Raw genomic sequence first — 21932 nt, 5'->3', positions numbered from 1 at the left:
TACATGAATAATTGAACAAAAATGGCTTATGCTAATGCATCTAACTTGTATTCTTTGATTTCAAACTCGCTGTTAGACTTTAGATTTTCACGTGCTTGCTCAGCTTGCTTAATATTGCTAAAAATGCCAGCTATTTGATTGTCTTTACTGGCATTTAAACTAGTATTTAACAGCACAAAAACGATGTTTTGCGCTTTTTCTACATGCGACCAATGATAAGCGGCAAGACGTTTCATTAGGTCAGGATTTTTGACCATGATGTTATCGCCAGTCCGCCCTTCGGTGCGATTGTAGTGAATGACGTTGAGACGTAATAGCCAAAAAATAACAGCCGCTTTTGCCAGCATAACAGGTAAGGCGCGTTTTTCATCGTTATTAAGCGGACGTTTTGACTCGTAGCCTTGTAAAAAAGAAGTCATCTTTTCACGGTCAAAGTGAACTCGCTCGCCTTGCTCTGCATCGCCCCAAGTAGTACAAAAGTCATTGATAGTAATAGCGATATCCATCACATAGTGCTCGACGCTGACTTCGGTAAAGTCTAACAGACCAGTCAGACGCTCTTCACCCTTCTGTAGATTCCATAGTGTATTGTCCGCAAACATATCTAAATGACATAGTCCTTTTGGCAAGCTGGCAAGCGGTAATGTGCTATATGACTGCCAAATATCGCTCATTAGCTTGGCTTCGTCACCGGGCATAAACTGCATTTCACGATCGCGTACATCGCTCCATGGATATAAAGGTACGCCGTATTCTTGCGCAGGTTGCAGCGCTTGCAGGGTCTCATGCAGCATCGCCAAAGCGCCACCAATCTCATGACACATGGCTTGCGTGGTTTGCTCTGGATGCGCGCCAGCCAGACAAGGCACCAAGGTAATCGCTTTATTATCATACTGAATGACATAGCATTTTTCTTCGCTATCAACCAATGATAACGGCGCAGCGACCGGTAATTTACCATCTAATTGATTTAAAATGACCGCCATTTTTTCGATGTCTTCTGGTGGACGCTCTTCAAATAAAGTAAATACGTAAGAGTGCGCGCCATCTACATCATCAGTTGTCTGAATAAACCAGTTAGAGTTTTTGATACCTTGGGTAATCGGAATGGCACGCACGAAAGATACGCCAAAACTTTGGCAAAAGGCGGCAAACTGATCATTGGTTAACTGGGTATAGACGGACATGACATCTCACTTTTGGCAATTAAATAAAAAGTTAAATAGGACGAATTTGGACGGTAATGACAGTAATTGTACCGCGCACGAGCAAACTATCATGAAAAGCGTAATAATCTTGCGAAAACCTGCCTGATATGGCAGTGATTTTGCTAGACTAGCGCTTACAGAATGAATTGATTATAAGGTGAAAGACCCTATGTTAGCAAAGCGTATCATTCCTTGTTTGGACGTTGATAATGGACGCGTGGTCAAAGGCGTGCAGTTTGTCGATATTAAAGACGCAGGCGACCCAGTTGAAGTAGCAAAACGCTACAACGAACAAGGCGCTGATGAGATTACCTTTTTGGACATTACGGCTACTAACGATGAGCGCGATACTACTTATCATACCGTTGAGCGTATGGCAGAAACGGTATTTGTGCCATTAACCGTCGGTGGCGGTGTGCGTAAAATCGCTGATATTCGTAACTTGCTCAATGCTGGCGCGGATAAAGTCGCGATTAATTCAGCAGCAGTGTTTACGCCTGAATTCGTCGGTGAGGCATCGCAGAAGTTTGGCAATCAATGTATCGTCGTGGCGATCGATGCCAAACGCGTCGCTGACATTGAAGTTGATGGCATCATCATGCCGCGTTGGGAAATCTTTACCCATGGTGGTCGCAAGCCAACCGGTATTGATGCGGTTGCTTGGGCGAGCAAAATGGCTGAGCTGGGTGCTGGCGAACTACTAGTCACGTCAATGGACGGTGACGGTACCAAAAAAGGTTATGATTTAGCCTTGATGCAACAGATTACTAGCCGAGTTAATGTACCCGTTATCGCCTCAGGCGGTGTCGGTAATTTACAACATTTAGCAGAAGGTATATTACAAGGCGGCGTAGATGCGGTACTCGCCGCCAGTATTTTTCACTTTGGTGAGTATACGGTTCAAGAAGCCAAAGAATACATGGCAGCACAAGGTATACAGATGCGCCTGTAATACGTTTGTAAAATATCAATGCATCTGCAAAAAATGTTATCATAGCGCTAACCACTTATTTTCGTTCATTTAACTACTAGTTCATTTAATAATTAACTAGATAGTCGAACATATAGTCGACCAAGCTATTTGAACCAATAATTATATTTAGCTACTAACTTACTCCTATATTTTAATTAAACTTTATTAAGCAAAGGATTTTTTATGTCGAATTTACAACAGCAACGCAATGACGTGACCCATATCGATGGCAACCTACACCAAAATGGAGATGCCCGTATTGGTATCGTCGTTGGTCGTTTTAATGGATTCGTCGTGGAGTCATTAGTTGATGGTGCAATTGATGCACTACTCCGTCATGGCGTATTGGGTAGCAATATTACCGTTATCCGTGTACCTGGTGCATTTGAATTACCATTGGTTGCCCAGCGCGCTGCTGAGTCAGATCGCTTTGACGCTATCATTGCTTTAGGCGCGATTATTCGTGGCAGCACGCCGCATTTTGACTTTGTGGCTAGTGAATCTGCAAAAGGCTTAAGCAGTGTTGCTATTGATTATAATATTCCAGTTGCCAATGGCGTATTGACGACGGATAGCATTGAGCAAGCTATTGAACGCTCTGGCACGAAAGCTGGTAATAAAGGCTCTGAAGCGGCGATGGTTGTGCTAGAGATGATTGCGGTTCTATCACAGTTAGATATTGACGATGATAGTGATGACGCTTAAGCTTTATTAACTCAGACTTTATTAAAAAGTGACCGTTTTTAAAGATATGATTAAATGATTAGCGTTGCTTAATCCCATTGTTTGATTGGTGCTGTTACTTAATGATAGCAGCACCTAAATAGTATTAGCCTGCTAAAAATTGGCTATTTTTTGAATTTTCGCCGTATTTCTATACTATTTTCAAAAAATAAAGTAGCAAATTTAATAATGCTCATTTATTTTTTGGATAGGTATCATCTCAAAAATTTAGGTACAGACCCCCTATGACTGACCAACTCAAGCGCGCTATTAGCGCTGCGAAAACCGCACAAACCGATGCTGAAAAGGCTGAAGCTACCAGTATAGCGAGCAGCAGTGCGGGTGATCAAAACTTCGATATGAGTGAGTCTTCTTATAAGACCAGTCACACCGCTGTCCGTAAGGCGCGGCGCTTTGCTATGCAAGGTCTATACGAATGGCTCGTTACTGATCGTCGCTTCGATATAGATGGTAAGCTTGGCTGGAAGGCCAATGCGCCGCATGATATCGCTGCACGTACGCGCGCAACCAATGCTATGCATACGGTACATATTGGCTATTATCATGAAATGATGCGTGATATTCCAGAGCAGATTGAAGCGCTAGATGCGCTAATTAGTCAGCAACTTGATCGTGAAATCGATAAGCTCGATACCGTTGAGCACGCCATCTTACTCATCGGTGCTTATGAGCTACAGAATCGCCTAGAGATTCCTTATAAAGTAGTGCTTGATGAAGCAATGAAGCTCAATAATCACTTTGGTGCGACTGATGCCCATAAATTGATTAATGCCGTACTAGATAAAATGGCAGTTGAGCTACGCGACGTTGAGGTGCAAGCAGATATCAAAACCAATCTACGCACCTCACAAAAAACGGCTGCTAAACCTGCAGTAAAAACTGATACGAATACAGATAATAATGCCAGTACACATGGCATTGAAGAAAAACCAACCGCTTCAAACAAACCACGTATCAGTGCTAATAATGCCACTATCAAACGCACTAGTGTTAGTAAAGCCAGTGCAAACATTAGTGACTTTAAGGCGAGTAAAAAAGACGAGGCTGAAAATACGGTTGAAAAAGAGAGCATTAAACCAGCTGTGATTGATAACGTGAATGAAGCTGCTGTTAGTACTGAAAGTGTCGTCAATGAAAAACCTGTAGAAGAAGACGTAGTTGCTAATTATGACAGCAACGAAAGCAACGAAAGCAACGAAAGCAACGACAATACTGCAGCAGATATTGGTCTAAGCGATTCTAATATGGTTAGTGTTGATGCAAAAGATACTGTACTAGATAGCGCTGAGCTAGACGTTACTGATGCAAAAAGCCAAGATTAACCATGAATGAATTTGAGCTGATTGAGCGTATATTCTCACAAATGCAAGCGGCACAGTCATCGCCTTATAATGTTGAAAAGGGCATTGGCGATGATGCTGCAGTAATGGCATTACCCACAGGAGCACGCTTAGTTAGCTGTATTGATACCTTAGTTCAAGGTCGACATTTTAGTACCGATTGGGATCAAGTTAACGAGCTGGCATTTGCCATTGGTTATAAAGCAGTGGCAGTCAATGTCTCAGATATTGCTGCTATGGGCGCGACACCGCATAGCATTCTACTAGCATTGGCATTACCAGAACGATTAGCCAATCAGCAATGGCTTACTGAATTTGGCAAAGGCTTATTTCATGCTTGTCAATTATTCGGTGTCACCCTTATTGGTGGTGATACCACGCGCAGCGATAATTTAATACTTAGTGTCAGCGCGCAAGGACTACTAGCCGCAGACACGCCAGCAGTCTACCGCTCAGGCGCGCAAGTCGGCGATAAAGTCTATGTATCAGGGTCACTTGGCGATGCCGCCTATGCCTTAAAGTATCCTGACAACGCTCAAGGCGTGGAGCTGGCGCATCGTCTGCACATGCCGACCCCGCGTATTGCATTAGGTGCAGCATTAGCCAAAATTGGCGCCACCGCGATGATAGATATCTCTGATGGTCTTTATCAAGATCTTGGACATATTTGTCAGCAGAGCAGCGTTAGTATGCGGATTAATCTAGAGCAGCTACCTACTAGCAAACCGTTAGCAAGCGTTGATTTATCTGAGCGCTTATTATGTCAGCTGGCTGGTGGTGATGATTACGAATTGGCCTTTACCCTACCTGCTCATATTGAGCCCCCTGTTAATAATAGCGGCAACACTCCAGTCACCTGTATTGGCGAGGTTATAGCAATGGTAGATAAGATAGACGCTGGCACAGATGCATCAACCAATCTATCTCCAAAAAAGTCACGTCCAGAAATTTTCTATCAAAACCAGCCAGTAACACCGACTCATCCCGCACCATTCTCTACATGGCCCAATCTTACTGGTTACCAACATTTTGCAGGTTAATCCATGACCGATCATGACCTATCTAAGCCTGATATCAGCAAAGCCAATGACTGCCCACCTCTACCAGCAAATGCTAGCATGCTTGATCGTGTGGTTTATTGGCTTGGTATTGGTTTAGGTAGTGGTCTGCCCCGCCGTGCCCCTGGTACTTGGGGAACGGTTGGTGGATTAATCGTCGCCATACCGCTATTAAGCTTAGGGTTTGTCCCATTTTTGATTATTACCATTTTATCCTGCATTATAGGTATTTGGATATGCGGTCGCACATCTGAGCTGATGCAAGGTCATGATGATCCGCATATTGTTTGGGATGAATGGGCAGGTATTTGGATTACCTTATTACCTTTCTCTTATATGGGTCTCACGGCAGCAAACTTTTGGCAAGATATATCGCAAAGTTTATCTATCATCGCCCTTATCGTCGCATTTGTGCTTTTCCGTTTTTTTGATATTATTAAACCTCCACCGATTGGTTGGGCAGATAAGAAGGTCGCAGGCGGTCTTGGTATTATGCTTGATGACATCATCGCTGGTATTATGGCCGCTGTCGTATGGATATTTGTTATGCTCGGCATGTTAGCGTAGATAGTTGCTGTTTAGAATAATAATGTTACAGACTACCTCATCATACTAAACTCGACGATAACAAAGCTCCATAATATTCACTTAAATGAATATGTATTTTCCCGACATTTGCGTTATAATATCCTTATATTTTGTTACACCTACTATAGAGTAATTATGACAAATTCCCTTTCTGTAATTATCCTTGCTGCCGGAAAAGGCACGCGCATGCAGTCTGCAAAGCCAAAAGTCTTACAGACATTGGCAGGCAAACCTTTACTTGGTCATGTTCTAGATACTTGCGATGAATTAACCGTAGCCAAGACTATCGTCGTATATGGCTTTGGTGGCGATCAAGTACAAACTGCGATGGATGATAAGTATGCGCACCTACCAATTACGTGGGTCGCACAGACTGAACAGTTAGGAACTGGCCATGCCGTTAAAGTTGCTTTAGAGCAACTACCAAAAGACGGTCAAAGCCTTATTTTATATGGTGATGTACCATTAGTAAGCTGCCAGACCTTGGCGACATTACAAGCGGCCAATACTGCCGGTATGTCTATGCTGACATTAACCGTAGATAACCCATTTGGGCTTGGTCGTATCAAGCGTGATGCATCAGGAAACATCGAAGCTATTGTCGAGCAAAAAGATGCCAATACAGATGAACAAAGTATCCAAGAGATCAATAGTGGAATTTACTGCGTTGATAACGCATTGTTGCATAAATATTTGCCTGAACTGTCAAACGACAATGCACAACAAGAATATTATCTGACTGATATTGTCAAAATGGCAGTCGCTGATGGCGTTACGATTGCTGCCATTGAGCCTGAGCATACGTTTGAGATTGAAGGCGTCAATAACCGTCAACAGCTTGCCAGCTTAGAGCGCACATGGCAGAACAAGCTAGTAGCTGACTTGCAAGAAGCTGGTGTACAGTTTGCCGACCCTACTCGTGTCGACATCCGTGGCACATTGACAGCAGGTCAGGACGTATTCGTCGATGTTGGTGTGGTATTCGAGGGTGATTGTACATTAGGTGACAATGTCTATATCGAAGCCGGCTGTATCATCAAAAACGCGCAAATTGGTAATGCTTGCCATCTTAAACCTTATTGCGTCATTGATCGTGCTGAAGTCGGTGCTGGCGTTGACATTGGGCCTTTTGCAAACTTGCGTCCTGAAACAGTATTGTCCGATAACAGTAAAGTGGGTAATTTCGTAGAAATCAAAAAATCAACGATTGGTCATGGCAGTAAAATTAATCATCTCAGCTATGTTGGTGATGCAACCGTAGGCGCTGACGTTAATGTCGGTGCTGGTGTTATTACTTGTAATTACGATGGCGTCAATAAATCGCAAACCATCATTAAAGATAATGCTTTTATAGGCTCGAATGCTAGTTTAGTGGCACCAGTAACGATCGGTGATACTGCTACTATTGCTGCTGGTTCTGTGATTACCAATGATGTTGATAGTAATGCTCTAGGCTTAGGCCGTGCTCGTCAGGTTCAAAAGGCTGACTTCCAACGTCCGACTAAAAAGTCAAAATAGTTAAGCTACTGACAGCGATGTTTGGGCAAACTTAGGCAGCGCGGCAATTTTTGTGGTGCTGCTTACTAATTTTAGGGCGTATTGATAAACCAACATCTAAATCAATATTGTCACCCTTATTACTTATTAATTTAATTTACCTAATATCATCATACATCTAAATTAAGGAATAGCTATGTGCGGAATTGTAGGCGCAGTTGCTGAGCGTAATATCGCTAATATTTTACTTGAAGGTCTCAAACGTCTGGAATATAGAGGTTATGATTCCGCTGGTCTGACTGTCATTCGTAACGGTGAATTACATCGCGAACGTCAAGTCGGCAAAGTATTGGCATTGGTCAATGCGGTCGCTGATGATCCAGCAAATTTTGACGGTCATATCGGTATTGCACATACGCGCTGGGCGACTCATGGTGAGCCTGCTCAACGTAATGCTCACCCGCATGTCTCAGGTAAAATCGCGGTAGTCCACAACGGTATCGTCGAAAACTATGCTGAGCTAAAAGAAGACTTGATCGCCAAAGGCTATGTGTTTACTTCTCAAACAGATACTGAAGTAGTCGCCCATCTAGTTAATGATATCTATCAAGAGACGTCTGACTTACTAGAAGCCGTTCGCGCTGTTATTCCACTATTACATGGCGCATTCGCTCTTGGTATTGTTCATGTCGATAGCCCAGAAGAGCTGATTGCAGTACGCTTGGGTTCTCCATTAGTGATTGGCGTAGGTATCGGTGAAAACTTTATTGCCTCAGATCAGTTAGCGTTATTGCCAGTCACCAACCGCTTTATGTATCTAGAAGAAGGCGATATTGCCAACATTACTCGTGATAGTATTCGTGTTTATGCAGACGGCGTAGAAGTTAGTCGCAAAATTCATGAGATAGATGCCAAGCAGCATAATGCAGATAAAGGCGAATTTAAGCATTATATGCTTAAAGAAATCTATGAGCAGCCAGACGCAGTTGCCCGGACGGTTGAGATGGCGGTAGATAACGGTGAAACAACTAAGCTACGTGATGACTTTTTACAGCGTCACGAAATAAAGCTTGCTGGTATTCAACACATCCAAGTACTCGCTTGTGGTACCAGCTATCACGCGGGTATGGTTGCAAAGTATTGGTTTGAGAATTTAACACGTCTGCCCTGCTCGGTCGAAATCGCCAGTGAGTTCCGCTATCGTAATCCTGTAGTTGTTGATAACTCGCTAGTTGTTTGTATCTCACAATCTGGCGAAACCGCTGATACCTTATCGGCACTACGTGAAATTCAAAAGCATAATCCAACAGGGCTAGTGAGCTTGGCGCTATGTAACGTGCCGACGTCATCGCTAGTACGCGAAACTGATATTTTCTTGCCGACGCTTGCAGGACCTGAGATTGGTGTAGCTTCTACCAAAGCCTTTACTACCCAGCTTGTAGCGCTAGTACTGCTATTATTGAAGATTGGAGTCGTACAAAATCGTATCGATAATGAGCGTTTATCATCGCTGCTAGAAAACTTGCATAAGCTACCTGGTCAGCTTCATGCCAGCTTAAAGCTTGATGCGCCTATTAAAATAATGAGTGAAAGCTTTGAAGAGAAAAAGAGCTGTTTGTTCTTGGGTCGTGGTTTGCAGTTCCCAATTGCCTTGGAAGGGGCGCTTAAGCTGAAAGAAATCTCTTATATCCATGCAGAAGGTTACGCAGCAGGTGAGCTTAAGCACGGTCCATTGGCATTGGTAGATAAAGACATGCCAATCGTCGTACTTGCACCGAAAGACAGTATGTTTGATAAGCTCAAAGCCAACATGCAAGAGGTACATGCGCGCCACGGTGAGCTGTTTGTATTCGCCAGTGAAGCCAGCCAAATGGTTGCAGAAGATCGCTTGCACGTGGTCTATGTACCGGATGTCTGCGAAATACTAGCACCGATCGTTTATAGTGTCCCTGTACAGCTGTTGTCGTATCATGTAGCTGTTATGCGTGGCACCGACGTCGATCAGCCACGTAACTTGGCAAAATCGGTTACTGTTGAGTAGGTTTATCCTTCACTAAAAAGCATATTGTCATTGAGTAATTACTTATCATACTGAATCCTCCGCCATCTTATATAAATTAGATGGCGGAGGATTTTTTTGTGAATAACAAGAGTAGAAAGAACCCGATGTAACTTGAAGATTATCTTTGCTATTCTCCCACTATCCGCTGTGCTGATAGCTGGCTGTGCCACAAACTCCGTTTCGACTATACCCTCTGAACAAAGGGCTGTGCTCATTTCTGAATTCCAATCATCACTGCTTTCTGGCAAGCAAGCTAGATGAGAAATAACTGAATGGATTTAGCCTAAAAAACTGAATTCGGGGGCAAATAAATTTATCTGATGTAGATACTTACATGTTCCGTTGTCTGTTATAGTATTCAGTAAAACTTGGCTTATCACTATGATCCTAAATCCTGATAACGATGGCGCCTTTACCATTTCCTTTCTGCTTTTACCTGAATACGCAATGGTAGCCCTGATGTCTGCCATTGAGCCAATGCGAGTAGCCAACCGCCTTGCCGGCCGCGAGATTTTTCGCTGGCAACTGCTTTCCGAGGACGGCCCACCGGTGGCAGCGAGCAACCTACTGGCATTGCAACAAACGGTTGCTATCCGGGATACCGCAACCCCCCTTAATCTTTTTGTCTGCTCCAGCTTTAATCCGAAAGATTATATCCGGGACGACACCGTGGCCTGGCTCAGAAAACTCCACCGCGTGGGTTCTTTAATCGGTGCCATAGACACCGGCTGCTACCTTCTGGCTGCAGCCGGGCTTCTGAAAAAGCACAGAATAGCCCTGCACTGGGAAGCAGCACCTTCCTTTCAGGAAGATCATCCCGAACTGGAACTCACCAACGAGCTGTTTGAAGTGGAGCACAATCTGATCACCTGTGCCGGCGGAACCTCTGCCATCGATATGATGCTTTATATCATTCAGACAGAGCTCGGCCACGCTCTCGCAATCAAGGTTTGTGAACAGTTTATAAAAAGTGGTATCCGTCAGAAATCGGACAAGCAACGCATCGACTTATCCGCACGGCTCAAAATATACCATCCACGCCTTCTGCGCGTGTTGGAGAAGATGGAAGCAAATCTGGAGTCGCCCTTGTCCACCAAAGAGCTGGCAAAATACGCCCACATTTCCGTTCGGCAGATGGAACGCCTGTTTCGCAGTTTTCTGAACGATTCACCTTCTGGCTATTACATGAAGTTGCGGCTAGAACGATCTCGACAGTTGCTGAAAGAGTCCAGCTTGAGCATTTCTGAAATCAGAATCATCTGCGGATTCAATTCAGCTCCCCATTTCACCCGAAGCTACCGCAAACAGTTCGCTCGCAGCCCGAGTGAAGACCGTTGACATGCATCAAAAAATCTTGAATATATCGCTTTGATTCTGTCTCATACTTTGGGTTGTACGACGGTCACTCCTTTGAGTCTAGGGCGATCCGCTTCCATCTCCAGCAGTGGCGAAACCACGTTCATGCTCGCGGCTGAGCGCCAGACCAGCGCCTGATATTCTTTTGTATTGAGGCCTTTCCAATGCAAGTCCTGTTCGCTAACCTCACGAATTACTTTGGCAGGCGAACCTACCAACAACTGGCGGGGTGCCCCTTTAAAGCCGGCCTTAACAAAACTGCCGGCGGCAACTATGCTGTCCTCACCAATAATGGCACCGTCCATCACTACCGCATTCATACCCACTAGCGCATTACGCTTTACTATGCAGCCATGAAGAATTGCGCCGTGCCCAATATGGCCGTTAGCCTCAACAACGGTGTCGGTGTCGCAATATCCATGCATCACACAACTGTCCTGAAGATTGGAACCATCCTCTAAGATTAAGCGGCCATAGTCTCCACGCAGAGATGCTAGCGGGGCAATGTAAACATTAGGGCCAACAATCACATCACCGATTAGCACTGCTGTGGGGTGAACATAAGCACTGGGATGCACCACCGGAATCAAACCTTCAAACTCATAACAGGGCATAGAATTCATCCTTTGATTAGCGTTGCGGAGACGCGCCTGTCAAGTGTTCACCACCATCCAGGGCGAGACATGTGCCGGTGATAAAACTAGCAGCAGGTGATGCCAAATAAGCTACTGATTGAGCAACTTCTTCGGGTAAGCCCATGCGCTTTATCAGTAGCTTATTGATGCCATCCTGCAGCGCAACTGGGTCATACTGATCCAATGCTTCAGTCTTAATAGTGCCCGGTGCCACGGCATTCACTCGAATACCAAGATTTGACCACTCCCAAGCTAAAGTTCGGGTTAAGTTGACGACACCTTCTCTGGCAGCACCCGCGTGCGCCATACCGGGCAGCCCGTTGGCCTGGCACAAAACAATATTAATGATACATCCGGGTAGCTTACGGTTCATACAGTGCCGGGCAAAAGCCTGACACATAAGAAAAGTGCCGGTGAGGTTAAGGTCAACAACCGACCGAAAGCCATTGGCAGAGAGCTCTAGGGCAGGCGCAGCAAATTGTCCACCAGCGTTATTAACCAATACATCAATACCAATTCCCTGTAGCTCCAGCTGTTCTATTAGACCTGCCACAGAGTCGCTATCGCGGATATTGACTGCCAGTTCGATCGCATCGACACCAGCCTCACGCAGGCTCTGTCCCGCTTCAATCAATCGCTCCTGGTCTCGAGCCGCAATCACCACCCGAGCCCCCAAAGTGCCGAAATTACGAGCTATTGCCAAGCCAATGCCGCTCCCGCCACCGGTTATCAAAACCGTTTTACCGGCAAACAAATCAGTTCTAAATATATTTTCCATAACCTATCTCCTTTTAACACCCTTTCCAGATTGGGGGGCGGCCTTCCGCAAAAGCATTGCTGCCTTCTTCGGCATCCTGTGATTGAAGCATGCGTTTGTAAGCCGGCAGCGATCCACTACGCTGAAGTTCAAACGCTTGCTGCACGGAAATTGATTCTCCGGCGGAGACTAGTTCCATGATTGCCTGTTGAGCTAAGGGAGCACTTGCAGCGACTCGTCCGGCCAGCGCCAGTGCCGTCGCTATCAATTCGTCCGGGGCAACAACAGCGTTCACTAATCCCCACCGCAGAGCCTCCTCTGCACTCAGGCGACTACCCGTTAGTAGCATCTCCATAGCAACTGCTCGAGGCAACCGCTTGGGCAGACGAAACACACCACCTGAATCAGGGACAATACCAATCTGAGCTTCGGGTAGGAAGAACTGAGCATGGTCAGCTGCCACGATTAAATCGCAGGCCAAAACCAGTTCAAAACCACCACCAACTGCCATGCCGTTAACGGCGGCAATAACAGGCTTGGTCAGACTGAAAAGTTCGGTCAGCCCGGCAAAACCACCAGGGCCGTGGTGAGCATCTACCGCTTCCCCCGCGGCGGCGCCTTTAAGATCCCATCCCGCTGAAAAGAAGCGTTGGCCGGCTCCAGTAATAATCGCAACCTGAAGAGAAGGGTTCTGCTCAAATTCAGCCAAGGCCTCGTAAAGCTCAAAACTTGTGGCGCAGTCTATCGCATTAGCTTTGGGGCGATTCAAGGTGATTAATAACGCTGAGCCCCTGTGTTCGGTATGTACAGACACTGACATGTTGTTCAATCCCTCTGTTGTTTTTGTATTGGTTGTTCCATTGCCACCACCTTAGCGCAAAGCCCGATATACCCATTGCACAAAATCGTCATAAAAATGCACCAAAACGACAGAACAGATTTTACGCCACAAAACAACACCGTTCATTGTCGTATTTCACGATAAATACGTCGTTTTTGGTCAACCACACCCTTGCACTCCTGCGTAGAGTAAATAATAGTTTAGGCCCGTAAACAAACGGCACATCATCATCAACACTAACATTCCCTGGAGACTTTACAATGGATTTTAATCTTTCCAAAGAGCATCTTGAACTGCAGGCAAAAGCCAAAGAATTTACCGAAACCGTTCTCTTCCCCCATGAAATGGAGTGTGAAGAAAATGACGGCATCAGCCGTGAAACTCACCAAAAGATTATCGATGCCACATTGGCGTGGGGCTTTAACGCACCAAACCATAGCAAGGAAGATGGCGGCCAAGGCTTTAGTATCTTTGAACAGACCATTCTCAACGAGCAACTAGGCAAAGCCACTGGCGCCATCTGGGACGCGCTTTGGTATCCCTCTTATCCCATGCGCTTCGCTACTCAGGCGCAAAAAGAAGAATATTTAATCCCGACTTGTCAGGGCAAACGTCGCGACGCCTATGCCATTACTGAAGCCGATGCAGGCTCTGACCCGACTCAGTGCATGACACGTGCAGACAAGGTCGAGGGTGGCTGGAAAATCAACGGTGAGAAGTGGTTCGTAACCATCGGAGACATTGCCGATTATATTCTGGTACACGCTCACGTAGATGGTGATTCAACCAAACCCACCGTATTTTTTGTTGAAAAGAACTTGCCTGGTGTAGAGCTCAAACGTACACCGCTTTATACCCACCATTTTGCGTTCAAGCACCCTGAGTACATCTTCAACGACGTGATTGTTGGAGAAGACAAAATTCTGGGCGAAATCGGCCAAGGCTACGATATGACCAAGGATTGGTTTGTTGAAGCGCGCCTAGGAATAGCAGCCCGTTGCGTTGGTGGCGCCATTCGAGCCGCTGAAGAAGCAAACAAGTTTGCCGCCGAACGCATCCAATTCGGCCAGCCAATTAATAACTTTCAAGCGATCGAATTCATGCTGGCTGATATGGGCGTCGAAATCATGGCCGCCAAGTCTATGCTCTACCGACTGAGCTGGGAAATCGACCAGACCAGCGACCGCAAGCTTAATCACGCCAAAGCGGCAGCATTGAAGCTGTATTGTTCCGAAATGGTGGGCCGAGTTTGCGACAAGGCTGTACAAATTCTGGGTGGTCGCGGTTATATGCGTGAACAAGCAGTTGAGCGTTTGTGGCGTGACACCCGAGTCGACCGAATCTGGGAAGGCACTTCAGAAATCCAACGTGTCATTATCAGCGGCCAAATTAAGAAGCGTGGCCTCGATATTTACACTGGTTGGTAAGTCCCCTAGGGCTCGCACGAGCGCGCCCTAACTCTTTTTTTGGGCTTATAAGGTTTCTAATCATGACAAAACAAGAAAATCTTCAACGACTGCTTTCACCGCGCAGTATTGTATTTATTGGCGGTTCCAACCTGGCACTTCCTATCCAAAACACTCGAGACATCGGCTTTGATGGCGAAATATGGGTGGTTAATCCCAAGTACGATGAAATCGCTGATATACCCTGTTTCGCCAGCATTGATGATTTACCTGGCACTCCTGACGCGGCGTTCGTATCCATCAATGCTAAGCTGACGGTTCAAGCCGTCGCCGACCTGAATAAAAGTGGGTGCGGCGGCGTGGTTTGTTACGCCGCTGGCTTTGCTGAGGTAGGCAACAATGGCGATGAACTGCAAGACTCACTGATAGAAGCGGCCGGAGATATGGCATTAGTAGGCCCCAATTGCTATGGCTTGCTAAATTTTACCAACGGCGTCGCGTTATGGCCGGACCGCCTTTGTGGTGAGCGTACCGATAAAGGCGTCGCTATCATCAGCCAAAGTGGTAACGTAGCGCTGAATCTGACCATGCACGGCCGCTCACTTTCAATCACCCATGTAATCAGCGTTGGCAATCAGGCAGTATTAGGCGCAGGCGACTATATCGAGCCACTGCTCGAAGACGATCGTGTAACCGCCATCGGTTTTTATATCGAGGGGTTAAAAGATATTGAAACGTTCAGCCGTGCGGCCTTGAAGGCTTTAGAGAAAGGCGTTCCTCTGGTAGTGCTCAAGGCAGGCACTTCGGAGATCGGCACCCAGCTGACCATGAGTCATACCAGCTCCTTAGCGGGCTCTGATGATATGTATCAGGCAATGTTTGATAGGCTGGGCATCCTTCGTGTGCACTCTTTGTCTGAGCTGCTTGAAACCCTGAAGATTGCCTCTCTGTGCGAACTTCCCAAAGGGGATCGTATCGGCGTGCTGACCTGCTCCGGCGGTGATAGCGCCATGCTAGCCGATAGTCTGGATCACTATAAGCTTCAGCTACCAAGCTTATCCAAGGTACAGGAACAAAAACTAGGTGAATGGTTGCCCGATTTTGCCAGTCTTTCCAACCCCTTAGACTACAACACCTCGATTTGGGGCAACCTTGAAGCCTGTACCGAGGTATTTGGCATTATGATGGAGGGCGACTGTGACGCTACCGTATTAGCGTTAGACTTCCCCAAACAGGGCATTGGTGACGATCACGAATGGCAAGTGGCGGTTGATTCTTTAATTGCCGCTCACGCCAACCACCCCAAGACCTGCGCCGTGATCTCTAACCTCAGCGAACTAATGCCGGAGAACGCCCGCCAGCGGTTAGCGAAAGCTGGTATTGCACCATTGCAAAGCCTGAAAGACGGTGTTGCAGCGTTGGCACGGCTTGTGCGTTATGGCGAGCGCCGCCGTCAAGTGGCCGCAATGGATGACCCTGAGCAATTACTTCTGCGCGGGCCTTTATTGGTGGAAGGCGAGAGCAAGATGCTAGATGAGTGGGCCTCTAAGCAACTGGTTGGCCGCTATGGCCTGCAACTACCCGGCGGTCGCTGTGTAAACAAAGCAGATGTGGTAGAAGCAGCGGACGAAGTTGGCTACCCGGTGGTGATGAAAGGGGTCAGCGACAGGCTGGCTCACAAGACCGAGGCTGGGGCCGTCATGCTCAATCTTAAAGATGGCAGCGCCGTGGCCAGCGCTGTTGAGGTAATGGCGGGCCGCCTAGCCGAACAGGGGCTCGCCGATGCCCGCTTTCTGATCGAACCTATGATTTCAGACTTTGTTGGCGAGCTGATCATTGGCCTCAAACGAGATGAACAGTTCGGACTGGCACTGATTGTTGGTACGGGCGGCATTCTGGTCAACCTGCTCAACGACAGTGCAATTATGCTGCTGCCAATTACCCGCGAAGCCGCTAGTACGGCTGTTCTATCACTCAAAGGCAGCGCGTTGCTGCGGGGTTTTCGAGGCCACCCGGAAGGCGACTTGGAAGCCGTAGTAGATGCCATTATGGCCGTAGCTGATTTTGCTATGGATCACTGGAACAGTGTTACCGAACTGGATATCAACCCCTTGATGGTCAGGCCTAAAGGTAAAGGTGCAGTCGCTGCCGATGCCTTGGTTCGATTACAACAGTAGCTTCTTTCTACCGGTTCACACACACTTTTATTTAAACGATTTTTTAAACATTAGAAAAATATAAGGCACCAATAATTGACAGTGCTAGTAATAATTACCTCAAGCAATAACAAATAAAACTTGAGGTACCCCTCCCTAAAGGACTACGTGCGAGGTAAAGGTAATGAATACCGTTCAAAAAAACAATAAATTAACGATCGACCCGGGAATTTTCTGGTCTTCGATAATTGCTATTTTAGCTGCAAGCATTCCTCTTGCTTTATATCCGGAGGCGGGAAAAGCCGCTGTTGATGGACTTTTAAGTTCGTTCACCGGCACCTTCGGCTGGCTTTACTTGCTAACCGGAATCGGCAGTTTCTTTTTTATGGTCTGGCTTGCATACGGCCCTCTGGGGCGGATCAAAATGGGCGCACCCGACGAGCAGCCGGAGTTCAGGACCGTTCCTTGGATTGCCATGCTGTTCTGTGCAGGAATCGGCATCTCAATCTGCAACTGGGCCTTTGTAGAACCGCTCTACCTCTTCTCAGGCCCGCCTTTGGGTATCGAAGGCGGCACCACTGAGGCAGCCGAATGGGCAGCCATGTATCCGATGTTCCATTGGGGCGTAGTGCCTTGGGCGCTGTATCTGATGCCTGCCCTGCCTATGGCGTATGTTCTGTACGTACGCAAGGTCAATGTATTGCGCCTCAGCGAAGCCTGCCGCGGTATACTCGGAAAAGCGGTGGACGGCCCTATCGGTAAGCTGATCGACGTCATTGTTATCTTTTCGATAGTCGGTGGTGTGGGAACCTCTCTGGGACTTTCCGTGCCTTTGGTGTCCGCCCTCTTTCAGGAGATGTTCGGACTGGCAGATTCGTTTGGATTGCAGATGGGGATCCTGACCGCCTGGACCGCGATGATAGCCTGGAGTGTTTATAACGGTCTGAACAAGGGAATTCAGACGCTATCAAATATCAATGCGGCGCTAGGTTTTCTGCTGCTGTTTTTTGTCTTGATTGTGGGGCCAACGATCTTTCTGTTGAACCTTTGGACTAACAGTGTAGGATTGTTCTTAGATAATTTTTTTCGCATTAACTTCTGGACTGATCCAGTGGCAAAGGGTGGCTTCCCCGAGAGCTGGACCATCTTCTACTGGGCTTGGTGGATCGCTTACGCGCCTATGATGGGGTTGTTTGTAGCACGTATCTCGCGCGGTCGTACCATTAAGAACATAATCGTTAATGGCGTAGTCTGGGGTACCCTCGGCTGCTGGGCCTTCTTTGCAATCTGGGGCGGTTATGCTATTGACCTGCAGCTTAGTGGTGCAGTCGATCTGCAGGGGATTTTGAGCAGCGATGGCATACCGGCAACAGTCGTAGCGATCTTGAAAACCTTGCCAGTAGCATGGTTGGTAATCCCGTTATTCACACTGCTATGCTTTGTGTTTCTGGCCACAACTGTAGATTCTTCCGCCTACATGCTGGCATCTATCTGCACCAAGGAACTCACCGGTTATGAAGAGCCCGCCAGATGGAATCGTATCTTGTGGACCCTTATGCTTGCCTTGGTTGGTGTAGGGCTGCTATCCGTTGGCGGCCTCAAAGCGGTTCAGACCTCCACTATCCTGGTAGCACTACCGATGATACCAGTACTCATTATCATGTCTGCATCTTTGGTTCGCTGGGCCTACCGTGACTTTGGCGCCGAACTCTCTCCATACGCCATCGCCCGCTGCCAGGTTCAGGGAAAGACTGTAGTGGTACAACAGTACGACGATGGCAAGAAAGTGACGCTCGACGACGGCAAAGAATAGGTGTTCAATTCTAATTCGGATGACTTCGCCAACGCCGAGCTAGAACTGAAGCCTTAAACTCAATGCAACAAGACTGACAGTTCAGCCCGCTTTTTAAATCCTTCCCGAGTTCAGAGGGCCCTAAGCGAATCATTCTTCACAAGTACGCTCTCGGTAATATTGGAGTTGGAGATAGCTCGATTAATCTAAAAAATAGATCCTGCATCTTGATACCCAACGTATCAAATATAGCGCCGCATTTAAAATAGAAGCCGTCAATAATATTGGAACATCAGTATGATAGCTAATTACTAAATATTAAGCTCAATAAGTAAGATTAACTAAACTAGAATGATAGTTAATTATTATTAGCCATTTACAGCTTCTATATTTATCAAGGATTTAGAACATTTCTAGTATGATAGATAATTACCTATCATACTGAATCCTCCGCCACCTTACATAAACTAGATGGCGGAGGATTTTTTTTGAATAAAAAAAATGGAAAATCTCAATAATTTGGGGATACTTCAATATAACCATTATATTAAGCTGGCAAGCACATTGAAAAAGATTAAAATACTAACGTCTAAATCCATTTACCATAACGTCTCTTATGGAAATAAGAAGCTGTCTTTGAGAGTGTATTTACGATCGTCAAACTTGCTTACATATGGTTGATTCTAATCACTGTTCATTGGTGTACCGCGTATTTTCTCTGAATCGCAGTCCAAATTTATTATGGCACTACAGATGCGATAAAAAGGATATGTATAAAAGATAGTAGATATATAATAATAGTATTTAAAGTAATAGTATCTAAAGTATGGGCACTGAAAACATGGATATCGAAAGCGACACTGCTAACCAAATAGAAATTATCTATGAAGATGAGTTTCTGGTGGCGATTAATAAAGAAGCTGGTCTATTAGTGCATCGTAGTTGGCTGGATAAAGGCGAGACGCGCTTTGCCTTGCAACTCACCCGTGATGCGGTAGGTTGCCATGTATTTCCGGTGCATAGATTAGACAAGCCTACCTCAGGCGTGTTGTTGTTTGCCAAGAGCTCAGCTGTGGCGCGCAGTCTTACCGAGGCTTTTACTGAACACAAAGTTACCAAGCAATATCTAGCCGTGGTGCGCGGCTTTATGCCAGAGCAGGGCACCGTTGATTATGCGTTGAGCTTTAAGCCCGATGCCATCGCTGATAAGTTTGCCAACTTGGACAAACCCGCTCAAGAGGCGGTGACCCATTGGCGACGTTTGGCACAAGTTGAGCTGCCATTTGCTGTGTCAAAAAAGCATGACACTAGCCGCTATAGTCTAATGCGCTTAACACCCGAGACCGGGCGCAAGCATCAGCTGCGTCGGCACATGAGACATTTATTCCATCATATAGTGGGTGATACCAGCCACGGCGACGGACGGCACAATCGATTTTTTCGTAGTCAATATGGTTGCACGCGCATGCTACTGCATGCCCAGAGTTTAGCGCTTAGTCATCCTGTTACTGGTGAGCCCTTGTTGCTAAAAGCAGAATTGGATGAGCAATGGATGAACATTTTAAAAGAATTTTCTTGGGTAGAGAGTGCTGAGGTTTAAGCAGTGTTAGGTTTAGGGTTGATCTTGGAGAGTTATATCAAAGCAGTCGAAATACTGGATTTACAGTGGTTAGCAGGTTTTAAGATAAGAAAGGCTGCAAATACTGGCCCTATTGTTGAGGGTTCGAGTCCCTAGTGAGGACTTGAAAGCTTGGTTGTACGCTACGTAATTCAATGCATTGACCTACTGAAATAGCGATAGTGTACTTTGTGGTGTACATGCATCGAGATTTTTAAATATCAATTAAGAAGTTTGCGTGCCTTTGATAATAGTTATTTGGTCGCGCCGACATTTGCACTAAAGAATTAATATGTCGCTTTCAATGTATGGCGCTTCTGTCATAGAATGCATGAGATACAGCCAGCTTTTAGCTTGCTACAAACATTGTCCAATAGGTAAATTGATTACTCACTCAAAGAGTTAGCTAAGAAACATCATAGCTGACTCCTTGAGTTTATTTTAAACAAGGAAATTAAGATGCAAGTAAAAATAGGTTTGTTATTAGCTGCTGTATTGGCGTCAGGGTCAAGCTTTGCTGCTGATTTCTATAAGGTTTCTACTTCTGTATTTAAAGATGGTGAGTTAATTGCTTCACCTGTGATGCTTGTAAATGCTGAGGAGATGGCATCAATCGCTGTTGACACTGAGTTTCAGTATAACCTGATAGTAAAGCCATATAATGAGCATACTGCTAAAGTCATTACGGCTCTTAAAGTTGGTGACGAGCTTACTGAACAAGAAACGACCGTCGCTTATGATAAGGAAGCTACAGTTGATAATGGTAAAGACAAACTTACTCTACTAGTTCGTAAGATTGCTAGTTAAGGTATACCCCAAGGGAACCAGTCTGATATGCCTGTAGGTACATTTATAGACTACTCAAAGTAGACCGTTGTCATGGAACTACTTATATTAGACTAGGCACGATTTTCGGTACTAAGCAATACAATTCCGTTCGTGAACTTTGCATCTTGAATACATCGATATAAATGCTCAAACCAGCCCCTTGTAAAGGAAGTAAAATCCCACGACGGTTAACAATACTGAAAAGCATTTCTTCAAAATTTCTGGCGATAGTATATGAGCGACTTTTGCGCCTATTTTCGCGGTGAAAAAACTCATAATGCTAATACCTAAAAACGCATAAATATGCACAAAGCCAATGGTGTTAGGAACGTCAACTTGCTGTTGCATACCAAAGAACATAAACCCTAACGCGCCAGCAATGGCAATCGGCAGACCGCACGCTGCTGACGTGCCCACTGCTTTTTGCATGACCACATTATAACGGGTGAGATAAGGCACGGTTAAGCTACCGCCGCCGATACCGAAAATGGCCGAAGCAACGCCAATAACTCCGCCTGCCGCTAATTGCTTGGGTTTTGAAGGCAGTTCTATATTAGTATGGTTGGCATTACTGACATCATTAGCATGACTAGCGACCTGTTTTTTGCCACCAAAAAACATCTTATAAGCGACCCAAAGCAAAAACACACCCACAATGAGCTGAAGATATAGCCCAGATATTTGTCCTGCTATTCCCGCGCCCAAAAAGCAACCAATCGCTAAGCCTGGTGCTAAATTCTTAAAAATAGGCCACATGACGGCGGCCTTTTTATTATGTGCCATTAACGAGCTGATAGAAGTGACAATGATGGTCGCCAATGAAGTGCCTAAGGCCAAATGCATGATGTTGTCAGGACTGTAGCCCATTTGCGTAAAGACAATAAATAATAACGGTACGATGATCGTGCCACCACCCACGCCAAACAGCCCCGCAGCAAATCCTGCTAGAGCACCTATTATTAAGAAAATGATTAATTCCACAGGATAGTTACTTCTCGGTTAAATGATAGTTTTATAGTCGATGCTAAATAACATGGATACGTTATCTTACAACGTGAAACTAGAATGAATTT

At 45.9% G+C, this 21932-nt stretch carries 18 protein-coding genes; 13 read left to right on the top strand and 5 right to left on the bottom strand.

The window, feature by feature from the left end:
- Positions 1 to 26: 26 nt before the first annotated feature.
- Positions 27 to 1187 (bottom strand): homoserine kinase, encoded by a 1161-nt coding sequence (locus AAEY87_RS11575; RefSeq protein ID WP_350657297.1) that lies wholly within the window; start codon positions 1185 to 1187, stop codon positions 27 to 29.
- A 190-nt stretch (positions 1188 to 1377) separates the two neighbouring features.
- Between AAEY87_RS11575 and hisF the strand changes: the two genes are divergently transcribed.
- From hisF to AAEY87_RS11535, 8 genes are all read left to right on the top strand, one after another.
- Positions 1378 to 2160 carry an imidazole glycerol phosphate synthase subunit HisF gene (gene hisF / locus AAEY87_RS11570; RefSeq protein WP_350657296.1) on the top strand — a complete coding sequence of 261 codons (783 nt, stop codon included), beginning with the start codon at positions 1378 to 1380 and terminating at the stop codon, positions 2158 to 2160.
- Positions 2161 to 2364: 204 nt separating this feature from the next.
- The gene (gene ribH / locus AAEY87_RS11565; RefSeq protein ID WP_350657295.1) at positions 2365 to 2886 is read left to right on the top strand and encodes a 6,7-dimethyl-8-ribityllumazine synthase; all 522 of its coding nucleotides are present in this window, start codon (positions 2365 to 2367) and stop codon (positions 2884 to 2886) included.
- Positions 2887 to 3149: 263 nt separating this feature from the next.
- Positions 3150 to 4247, top strand: a complete 1098-nt coding sequence (gene nusB, locus AAEY87_RS11560) for a transcription antitermination factor NusB (RefSeq protein WP_350657294.1) — start codon at positions 3150 to 3152, stop codon at positions 4245 to 4247.
- Positions 4248 to 4249: 2 nt separating this feature from the next.
- Complete coding sequence (gene thiL, locus AAEY87_RS11555; RefSeq protein ID WP_350657293.1) at positions 4250 to 5305, top strand: thiamine-phosphate kinase; 1056 nt, start codon at positions 4250 to 4252, stop codon at positions 5303 to 5305.
- Positions 5306 to 5308: 3 nt separating this feature from the next.
- Positions 5309 to 5890 (top strand): phosphatidylglycerophosphatase A family protein, encoded by a 582-nt coding sequence (locus AAEY87_RS11550; protein ID WP_350657291.1) that lies wholly within the window; start codon positions 5309 to 5311, stop codon positions 5888 to 5890.
- Between the two features lie 156 nt (positions 5891 to 6046).
- A complete protein-coding gene (glmU, locus tag AAEY87_RS11545; protein WP_350657290.1) occupies positions 6047 to 7429 on the top strand; it encodes a bifunctional UDP-N-acetylglucosamine diphosphorylase/glucosamine-1-phosphate N-acetyltransferase GlmU in 1383 nt (460 codons plus the stop codon).
- Between the two features lie 175 nt (positions 7430 to 7604).
- Positions 7605 to 9449, top strand: coding sequence for a glutamine--fructose-6-phosphate transaminase (isomerizing) (gene glmS, locus AAEY87_RS11540; RefSeq protein WP_350657289.1), 1845 nt, complete (start codon positions 7605 to 7607; stop codon positions 9447 to 9449).
- A gap of 402 nt (positions 9450 to 9851) precedes the next feature.
- On the top strand, positions 9852 to 10808 hold the full coding sequence (locus tag AAEY87_RS11535; protein WP_350657288.1) for a GlxA family transcriptional regulator: 957 nt from the start codon (positions 9852 to 9854) through the stop codon (positions 10806 to 10808).
- A gap of 41 nt (positions 10809 to 10849) precedes the next feature.
- Here AAEY87_RS11535 and caiE read toward each other — a convergent pair whose 3' ends face one another.
- From caiE to AAEY87_RS11520, 3 genes are read right to left on the bottom strand one after another with little or no spacing between them, the layout of a single operon-like run.
- Positions 10850 to 11440 carry a carnitine operon protein CaiE gene (gene caiE, locus AAEY87_RS11530; protein ID WP_350657287.1) on the bottom strand — a complete coding sequence of 197 codons (591 nt, stop codon included), beginning with the start codon at positions 11438 to 11440 and terminating at the stop codon, positions 10850 to 10852.
- Between the two features lie 16 nt (positions 11441 to 11456).
- Positions 11457 to 12239 carry an SDR family oxidoreductase gene (locus AAEY87_RS11525; RefSeq protein ID WP_068038549.1) on the bottom strand — a complete coding sequence of 261 codons (783 nt, stop codon included), beginning with the start codon at positions 12237 to 12239 and terminating at the stop codon, positions 11457 to 11459.
- A gap of 13 nt (positions 12240 to 12252) precedes the next feature.
- Positions 12253 to 13038, bottom strand: coding sequence for an enoyl-CoA hydratase-related protein (locus tag AAEY87_RS11520; protein ID WP_068038552.1), 786 nt, complete (start codon positions 13036 to 13038; stop codon positions 12253 to 12255).
- A 281-nt stretch (positions 13039 to 13319) separates the two neighbouring features.
- Here AAEY87_RS11520 and AAEY87_RS11515 point away from each other — a divergent pair, with 281 nt between their 5' ends.
- The 5 genes from AAEY87_RS11515 to AAEY87_RS11495 all read left to right on the top strand — a co-directional run bounded on the left by AAEY87_RS11515 (position 13320) and on the right by AAEY87_RS11495 (position 20838).
- On the top strand, positions 13320 to 14486 hold the full coding sequence (locus AAEY87_RS11515; protein ID WP_020444489.1) for an acyl-CoA dehydrogenase family protein: 1167 nt from the start codon (positions 13320 to 13322) through the stop codon (positions 14484 to 14486).
- A gap of 62 nt (positions 14487 to 14548) precedes the next feature.
- Positions 14549 to 16642, top strand: coding sequence for an acetate--CoA ligase family protein (locus AAEY87_RS11510; RefSeq protein ID WP_350657286.1), 2094 nt, complete (start codon positions 14549 to 14551; stop codon positions 16640 to 16642).
- 163 nt (positions 16643 to 16805) lie between these two features.
- Complete coding sequence (locus tag AAEY87_RS11505; RefSeq protein WP_350657285.1) at positions 16806 to 18434, top strand: BCCT family transporter; 1629 nt, start codon at positions 16806 to 16808, stop codon at positions 18432 to 18434.
- Positions 18435 to 19239: 805 nt separating this feature from the next.
- Positions 19240 to 20013 (top strand): tRNA pseudouridine(65) synthase TruC, encoded by a 774-nt coding sequence (gene truC, locus AAEY87_RS11500; protein WP_068329804.1) that lies wholly within the window; start codon positions 19240 to 19242, stop codon positions 20011 to 20013.
- 477 nt (positions 20014 to 20490) lie between these two features.
- On the top strand, positions 20491 to 20838 hold the full coding sequence (locus AAEY87_RS11495; protein WP_350657283.1) for a hypothetical protein: 348 nt from the start codon (positions 20491 to 20493) through the stop codon (positions 20836 to 20838).
- 168 nt (positions 20839 to 21006) lie between these two features.
- On the opposite strand, the gene AAEY87_RS11490 is transcribed toward AAEY87_RS11495, so the two are convergent.
- Positions 21007 to 21840 carry a sulfite exporter TauE/SafE family protein gene (locus tag AAEY87_RS11490; RefSeq protein ID WP_350657282.1) on the bottom strand — a complete coding sequence of 278 codons (834 nt, stop codon included), beginning with the start codon at positions 21838 to 21840 and terminating at the stop codon, positions 21007 to 21009.
- Positions 21841 to 21932 lie beyond the last annotated feature (92 nt).

Source organism: Psychrobacter sp. S1-30-MNA-CIBAN-0213 (assembly GCF_040309845.1).
Taxonomy (GTDB): domain Bacteria; phylum Pseudomonadota; class Gammaproteobacteria; order Pseudomonadales; family Moraxellaceae; genus Psychrobacter.
The sequence above is the reverse complement of the archived record's forward strand: the minus strand, read 5'-3'. Positions and strand labels throughout refer to the sequence as shown.